Annotated in this window: 8 protein-coding genes; 5 read left to right on the top strand and 3 right to left on the bottom strand. The window is 72.2% G+C overall.

Translation table 11 applies throughout. From position 1 onward, the window contains the following. Positions 1-233: 233 nt before the first annotated feature. Complete coding sequence (locus D471_RS0112840; protein WP_017598986.1) at positions 234-1,463, top strand: cellulase family glycosylhydrolase; 1,230 nt, start codon at positions 234-236, stop codon at positions 1,461-1,463. Between the two features lie 90 nt (positions 1,464-1,553). Then, the gene (locus tag D471_RS0112835; protein ID WP_026127676.1) at positions 1,554-2,195 is read left to right on the top strand and encodes a maleylpyruvate isomerase family mycothiol-dependent enzyme; all 642 of its coding nucleotides are present in this window, start codon (positions 1,554-1,556) and stop codon (positions 2,193-2,195) included. Positions 2,196-2,246: 51 nt separating this feature from the next. On the opposite strand, the gene D471_RS0112830 is transcribed toward D471_RS0112835, so the two are convergent. Next, positions 2,247-2,840, bottom strand: coding sequence for a flavin reductase family protein (locus D471_RS0112830; protein WP_017598984.1), 594 nt, complete (start codon positions 2,838-2,840; stop codon positions 2,247-2,249). Positions 2,841-2,951: 111 nt separating this feature from the next. On the opposite strand from D471_RS0112830, the gene D471_RS0112825 reads away from it, so the two are divergent. Beyond that, complete coding sequence (locus D471_RS0112825) at positions 2,952-3,257, top strand: hypothetical protein (protein ID WP_017598983.1); 306 nt, start codon at positions 2,952-2,954, stop codon at positions 3,255-3,257. Positions 3,258-3,365: 108 nt separating this feature from the next. On the opposite strand, the gene D471_RS34215 is transcribed toward D471_RS0112825, so the two are convergent. After that, positions 3,366-4,109: a chloride channel protein gene (locus D471_RS34215; protein WP_152486293.1), complete on the bottom strand. Its 744-nt coding sequence runs from the start codon at positions 4,107-4,109 to the stop codon at positions 3,366-3,368. A 200-nt stretch (positions 4,110-4,309) separates the two neighbouring features. On the opposite strand from D471_RS34215, the gene D471_RS0112815 reads away from it, so the two are divergent. Beyond that, on the top strand, positions 4,310-5,272 hold the full coding sequence (locus D471_RS0112815) for a threonine ammonia-lyase (RefSeq protein ID WP_017598981.1): 963 nt from the start codon (positions 4,310-4,312) through the stop codon (positions 5,270-5,272). Between the two features lie 52 nt (positions 5,273-5,324). On the opposite strand, the gene D471_RS34210 is transcribed toward D471_RS0112815, so the two are convergent. Further along, complete coding sequence (locus D471_RS34210) at positions 5,325-5,516, bottom strand: hypothetical protein (protein ID WP_017598980.1); 192 nt, start codon at positions 5,514-5,516, stop codon at positions 5,325-5,327. Positions 5,517-5,723: 207 nt separating this feature from the next. On the opposite strand from D471_RS34210, the gene D471_RS0112805 reads away from it, so the two are divergent. Beyond that, complete coding sequence (locus tag D471_RS0112805) at positions 5,724-6,929, top strand: S8 family peptidase (RefSeq protein ID WP_017598979.1); 1,206 nt, start codon at positions 5,724-5,726, stop codon at positions 6,927-6,929. Positions 6,930-6,975 lie beyond the last annotated feature (46 nt).

Genomic DNA, 6,975 nt, shown 5'->3' with positions numbered 1-6,975 from the left:
GCCCCGACCCGAGTCGGTGAACGGGGAGCGGCCGGTGAAGCCGCTCCCCGACACCTCGATTCCATAAGACAACGTTGTCTCATTCTTTGGTCGGAAGGAGATCCATGCAACCCCCCAGAACACCGAGACTCCTCGTCGCCCTCGGGGCGGCCCTCGCCCTCGTCGCGGCGCTCGTGGTTCACGCACTGCCCGCCCAGGCCGACACGGGCTTTCGTGTCCAGGACGGCCGGCTGGTGGACGCGGCGGGCAACGACTTCGTCATCCGCGGCGTGAGCCACGCCCACACCTGGTACCCCCAGGAGGTCGACTCCCTCGCCGGCATCAAGTCCCTCGGCGCCAACACGGTCCGGGTCGTCCTCAGCAGCGGCGACCGCTGGACCGAGAACGACGCCGACGACGTGGCCGACGTGGTCGCGCGGTGCAAGGCCAACCGGCTGATCTGCGTGCTGGAGGTCCACGACACCACCGGTTACGGCGAGGACCAGGCCGCGGCCACCCTGGACCAGGCGGTCGACTACTGGCTGCGCGTGCGCGACGCCGTCGAGGGCGAGGAGGACCACGTCCTGGTCAACATCGGCAACGAGCCCTACGGCAACGACGAGGCGACCAACGCGAACTGGGCTTCGGACACCAGTGCCGCGATCAACCGCCTGCGCGGGGCCGGGTTCGACCACACGCTGGTCGTGGACGCCCCCAACTGGGGTCAGGACTGGCAGGGCATCATGCGGCAGGGTGCCCAGGACGTCTTCGACTCCGACCCGGACGCCAACACGGTCTTCTCCGTCCACATGTACGGCGTGTACGAGCGGGAGGCGACCGTCGTCGACTACATGGAGTCCTTCGTCGACGCCGGTCTGCCGCTGATCATCGGCGAGTTCGGCCACGACCACAGTGACGGAGACCCGGACGAGAACGCGATCATGTACCACGCCGAACGCCTCGGGCTGGGCTACGTCGGCTGGTCCTGGAGCGGTAACAGCGGCGGGGTCGAGTACCTGGACATGGTCGAGGACTTCGACGCCGCCCGGCTGACCGCGTGGGGCGACCGGATCTTCCACGGTTCCGACGGCATCGTCGAGACCGCCGAGGAGGCGCCGGTCTACGGGGGCGGGGGCGAGCCCACCGATCCGCCCACGGACGAGCCCACCGACCCTCCGTCCGACGCGGACTGCACGGCCGGGTACGCGGTGCGGCACGAGTGGCAGGGCGGTTTCCAGGTCCAGGTCACCGTCACCGCCGGAACCGACCTGGACGGTTGGACCGTGGAGTGGGAACTCCCCGACGGTGAGGGGATCGGACAGGCGTGGAACGCCGCCGTCTCCACCGACGGGTCCCGGGTGACCGCGGTCGACGCCGGATACAACGCCGTCCTGTCCGAGGGCGCGACCACCACCTTCGGCTTCACCGGAACCCGTCAGGGCCCCGCCGCGGTCCCTGAGCTCACCTGCGGCGCCGGTTCCTGACCGGTTCGGGGCACGCCGGCCCCACCGCCCCCGGTGGGCGCACCGGGGGCGGTCCGGTCGTGTCCGAACGCCGTTCGGTAGCGTGTGCGCATGGACTCAGCCAGCGTGTACACCAGCTGTCAGGACAGGCTTTTCGACCTGGCCGCCGAACTCACCGCCGACCAGCTCGCCACCGACGTCCCCGCGCTGCCCGCCTGGGATGTGCGCCAGACCTATGCCCACCTGGCCGGGATCAGCGTCGACGTCGCGTACAAGGGCCTCACCCCGCCCTCAGACGACGAGGCGACCGCTCGTCAGGTGGCCGAGCGAGCCGAAGACGACCTGCCCGTGATCTGTGCCGAGTGGCGTGCGGCCACGCCCGCCCTCCTGAAGGTCCTCGCCCGCGAGACCAGGGCGCGCTACGCCCTGCCCGCCCTCGACGTGTGGCACCACGAGAACGACCTGCGCGGCGCCCTGGGGATGGCGCCCCAGACCGACTACGCCGACCAGCTCGCCGACTTCGTCCTGCGCGGCCTCGGGCGCGGCTGGGACGAGTCCCTGCCCGGCGTGCGCGTGGTGGCCACCGACACCGGTCAGGAGTGGCGGCTGGGTGGCGGGGACGACCTGGAGCTGCGGGCCAGCGCCTTCGAGCTCGCCCGGGCCGCGACCGGACGTCGCAGCATCGCGCNCCCGTCGGCCGTGGCCGCCCGCCTGCCCACCCTGCCCGCGCCGGAGCGGGACCTGGACCTTTGACCGTCCGGTCGCCTGAGGAGGGGACGCAGCCGCCCCGGGCGGGGCGGCGGCTCAGGCGCGGTAGGGCAGGCGGTCGAGTTCGCTGACCTCGCCCAGCGCGGACCACTCGTTGCGGCCCAGGCGCGCCAGCGGCCGCAGTCGTGTGACCTCCGGATGGCCGTCGACCAGGACCTCCTCGGCCACGGCGGCGTGCACCACGCGGCCGAAGACCACCGTCGAGTCACCCAGGCGCACGGTCGAGTGCAGGACGCACTCCAGGGCCACGGGAGAGTCCGCCACGCGTGGCGGACGCACCGCCTTGCTCGCCTCCCGGGTGAGGCCGACCGCGTCGAACTCGCTCACGTCGTGCGGGTAGGGCGTGCCGGTCGCGTTCACCTGCTCCTGGAGTCCCACCGGGGCGAGGTTGACCACGAACTCCCCGGTCGCCTCGGCGTTGCGCAGTGAGTCCTTGCGCCCCACCGACGTGAACTGCACGATCGCCGGATCCGTGCAGGCCACGGTGAAGAAGGAGTGCGGCGCCAGATTGTCCACACCCGACTCGGAGGTGGTCGAGACCCACGCGATGGGTCGCGGTACCACCACGGCGGTCAGTAGCTGGTAGAGGGCCCGAGCGGGCAGGTCCTGGGGAGTCCATTCAGTACGCATCGAGTTCCGCAATCTACCGCATGCCGTGGGGCGGGGCGCCGGTTCGCGTGGTAGATGTACATCCAGGTCAACTACGGACAGTTGTTAAATAGACACTTAAAGGAGTGGATTATGCGCCGACCGTACTCCACCGCCGGAGTCCTCGCCGTCGCGGCCGCACTCACCCTGGGCACCGTCGGGCCCGCCGACGCGGCCAGGGGCGAGATCGTCTTCGTCACGCTGAACGGGGGATCCGTGCACCGCGCCAACCCCTCCGGCTGCGTCAGCGTTCCCGACAAGGCGGCGGGAGTGGTCAACTCGACCAACGCGCGCATCAAGGTCATGGGCGGCTCGTGCCACTCGGCCGACGGGAGGGTGGTGGAGGCGGGCAAGGACGACGTCGTCTTCCCCTGGGAGAGGTACGTGGTCGTTCTGTGAACCGGTGCGGGGGGTCTGGGCCGGAGGCGCCGGTCGGGTGTTGACGGTCGCGCGGTGACGTCCGTCCCCGTGCCGGGTGAGGTCCCGGCCGGGGACCGCCACCCGGTGTCAGCCTTGTTCGGAGTCCGCCTGCGCGGCCACCACCATCTCCGGGCGCCCGCTGACCAACAGCCACACCGGCAGCACCGCCAGGCACAGCACGGGCAGCAGGCCCAGGTCGGGTACGACGGTCACCGCTATGAACAGGCTCAGCCAGCCCTGCCGGGTGACCGAGGTGAGGATCCCCAGCACCGCGCACGCCACCGCCAGCGACACCGGCACGACCGGGACCAGCTTCGCGACCAGGAGTCCCAGCGCCACCCCGGCGAACAGGGCCGGGAAGATCCGGCCGCCGCGGAACCCGCACGAGGCCGCGGTGAGCAGGGCCGCCATCCGGACCACGATGATCACCGCCAGCGCGGCGACACCGAGGTCGGCGCTCCGGTCGGCCAGCTCCTTCATCTCCTCCAGGCCCTTGAACATGGTCAGCGGTCCGCCGAGTGCGCCCAGCAGCCCCAGGACCAGCCCGCCCGCGCCGACCATCAGCACCGGGTGGCGCAGCCGCCGGAACCAGCCGTGCACCACCGGGAAGGCGTAGACCAGTGCCAGCCCGGCCGCACCTCCGGCCAGGGCGATGGCCGACCCGGACAGCACGTCCCCCGGGGCCGGACCGGGGTAGGCGGGCAGGGACAGCGGCAGCTCGGGCCCGGCGAGCGCGTACGTGGTCACCGCCCCGGCTCCGGCGGCGATGAGCGGGAGCACCAACCGGCACCACAGCGGCTCCTCCCGTCGCGACGCACGCCGTGGTGCCATCGTGGCGGCACCTCGCCCGGCCCTCTCGGCTGACACGGCAATCGGCGGGCAAAAAGAGCGGTCCGCGCCGGGCGCGGGCTGGGGCCGGTGGTGCGCCGGAGGCGTCGGTTGAGGGTGGGGGAGGGCGACGGTGTGGGGGGTGGTGCGCCGGAGGCGTCGGTTGAGGGTGGGGGAGGGCGACGGGTGGGCATATTGGCCCCATGGAACTGGTCACCGCTGACGATGTCCGCGCCGCCGCCGCACGTGTGGAAGGACGTGTCGTGCGCACGCCCCTGACGGTCGGCCCCGACGGGGGGCCGCCGTTCCTCGTCAAACCGGAGAGCCTCCAGCCGACCGGCGCGTTCAAACTGCGCGGTGCCACCAACGCCGTCGCGCTCCTCACCCCCTCCGAGCGGGCGGCGGGGGTGGTGACCCACTCCTCCGGCAACCACGGCCTGGCGCTGGCCCACGCGGCTCGGGAACAGGGTGTGGCGTGCACGGTGGTGGTCCCCGAGGGAGCGCCTGAGGTGAAGGTGAGGCGCGTGCGAGCGTGCGGGGCCCGGGTGGTCACGGTGCCCCCGGAGCAACGGTCGTCCACCGCTCGGGAGTTGGCGGACAAGGAGGGGCTGGCCCTGGTTCCGCCGTTCGACGATTGGCGTGTGATCGCCGGTCAGGGCACTGTGGGCCTGGAGATCCTGGAGCAGTCGCCGGAGGTGACCACGATCGTGGTGCCGGTGGGCGGGGGAGGACTGGCCTCCGGGGTGGCCACGGCGGCGATGACCGTGCGGCCCCGCCCGGTCCGGGTGGTGGGAGTGGAACCGGAGCTGGCCGCGGACGCCGCCGAGAGCCTGCGTGTCGGCCGCCGGGTGGCCTGGTCGCCCGAGCGCACCCAGCGGACCATGGCCGACGGGGTGCGGGTGTGCCTGTCCGATCTCACCTTCGCGCACCTGACGGCACGGCTGTCGGACGTGGTGACGGTCACCGAGGGTGAGATCGCCCGCGCGGTGGCCGCCCTCGCGTACGGGTCGCGTCTGGTGGCCGAGCCCAGCGGTGCCCTGGCCGCCGCCGCGGTCATGGCGGGCCGGGTGCCCACGGAGCCGGGCCGACCCGGTTCGACGGTCGCGGTGCTCTCGGGGGGCAATGTCGACCCGGACCTCTTCACCCGCCTGGTGTCCCCCCGGTAGGACGCGGCCGTCCCCGGGGAGCGGACCCCGGGGACGGCGCGCCGCTCGTCCGTCAGCGGGTGGCCGGACGGCCGTTGTGCCGCACCAGCTCGGTGGTCTCACCGGCACGGCGAGCCGCCTCGGCGCGGTCCTCGCGTCGGCGCAATGCCATGTCGGAGATGATCGCCAGCCCGAGGGCCAGGACGAAGGCGGCGCCGATCAGCACGGACCACAGGGCGGTGCCGAAGGAAGCGGGATCGGTCATGGGGGGCTCCGGGGGTCGTTTGCCGTCTCCAGAAGCGTAATACCCGTTTACTTTTGAACCTACTGTTAGCTGGAGTGAACTGGGTCATACCGAGGGCACGGATCTGTGCCCCGAAAGCCACTGGCATCACCGCGTGTCACGGGTGTACTCCGGTGGTCGGGCCCAGAAACTGGTCGGGTCATGTCCTCCAACCCTCAGGAGAGCTCCATGCGGCAGAAGTGCACCGTCCTGCGTGACACGGGAAGTCCGTCGACCACCGGCCCCTTCGACCTCAGTGGTCTCAGGCGCCCCTCAACGCTCGCCGCGACCGTCGAGGCCGCCGGTGAGCCCGTGGTCGAGGTCCTGGAGATGGACAAGCACGACCTCGACGACGCCGCGCGCGATCCACGGGTCCGCGCGGTCGCCCCCGTCATGCCCACCCTCCTCATCGAACCCACCCCCCACGACACCGACACCGCGACCACCGTCGACGAGACCCGTACCTGGGGCGTGGCCGCCGTGGGCGCCGACACCTCCGCGGCCACCGGCGCCGGGGTGACCGTGGCCGTCCTGGACACCGGCATCGACGCCGAGCACCCGGCGTTCACCGGCGTCGACCTGACGCAGCGGGACTTCACCGGTTCCGGGGACGGTGACCGTCAGGGACACGGCACACACGTGGCGGGCACGGTCTTCGGCCGCGACGTCGACGGCACCCGCATCGGTGTGGCCCCCGGGGTGGAACGCGGCCTCGTCGGCAAGGTCCTCGACGACCGGGGCCGAGGCGACTCCGAGATGCTGCTCCAGGGCATCCAGTGGGCCGCGGACCAGGGCGCCCACGTGGTGTCCATGTCCCTCGGCTACGACTTCCCCGGACTGGTGTCCAACCTCGTCGACCAGGGGTGGCCCACCGACCTGGCCACCTCCTCGGCGCTGGAGGCCTACCGCGCCAACCTGCGGATGTTCGACTCCCTGCTGGACCTGTTGCGGGCGCGCGCGGCGTTCGGAAAGGGGACCGTGGTGGTGGCCGCCGCGGGCAACGAGAGCCGCCGCGAGGTGCACCCCGACTACGAGATCGCCGTCTCCCTCCCGGCCGCCGCCGAGGGCGTGGTGTCGGTGGGCGCGCTCGGCCAGGGCGACTCCGGACTGACGATCGCCCCCTTCTCCAACACGTTCCCGCAGATCAGCGCGCCAGGTGTCGGGGTGCTGTCGGCCAAGACGGGCGGGGGCCTGGTGGCGTTCAACGGCACCAGCATGGCCTGCCCGCACGTGGCGGGGGTGGCCGCCCTGTGGTGGGAGCGCGTCCTGTCCGACTCCTCCCCGCACGCGGCCACGACCGTGACCTCCCGCCTGCTCGCCCACGCCGACAGCGGAGCGATCGACTCCAAGGTGGCCGCCGCCGACCGCGGTGTGGGCATCGTCCGCGCGCCCTAGTTTGTTTCGGGCCTGCCGCTTCGCTTCGGCCCGTGTCCGGGCGCCC

Origin of the sequence: Nocardiopsis lucentensis DSM 44048 (genome assembly GCF_000341125.1) — a bacterium.
Taxonomy (GTDB): domain Bacteria; phylum Actinomycetota; class Actinomycetes; order Streptosporangiales; family Streptosporangiaceae; genus Nocardiopsis; species Nocardiopsis lucentensis.
This window is presented reverse-complemented; position numbering and strand designations above follow the sequence as displayed.

Coding starts and splice junctions, on each gene's coding strand:
- D471_RS0112815 (WP_017598981.1), top strand. CDS start 4,310: ATGGAACTGGTCACCGCTGACGATGTCCGCGCCGCCGCCGCACGTGTG.
- D471_RS0112830 (WP_017598984.1), bottom strand. CDS start 2,840: ATGCGTACTGAATGGACTCCCCAGGACCTGCCCGCTCGGGCCCTCTAC.
- D471_RS34215 (WP_152486293.1), bottom strand. CDS start 4,109: ATGGCACCACGGCGTGCGTCGCGACGGGAGGAGCCGCTGTGGTGCCGG.
- D471_RS0112805 (WP_017598979.1), top strand. CDS start 5,724: ATGCGGCAGAAGTGCACCGTCCTGCGTGACACGGGAAGTCCGTCGACC.
- D471_RS34210 (WP_017598980.1), bottom strand. CDS start 5,516: ATGACCGATCCCGCTTCCTTCGGCACCGCCCTGTGGTCCGTGCTGATC.
- D471_RS0112825 (WP_017598983.1), top strand. CDS start 2,952: ATGCGCCGACCGTACTCCACCGCCGGAGTCCTCGCCGTCGCGGCCGCA.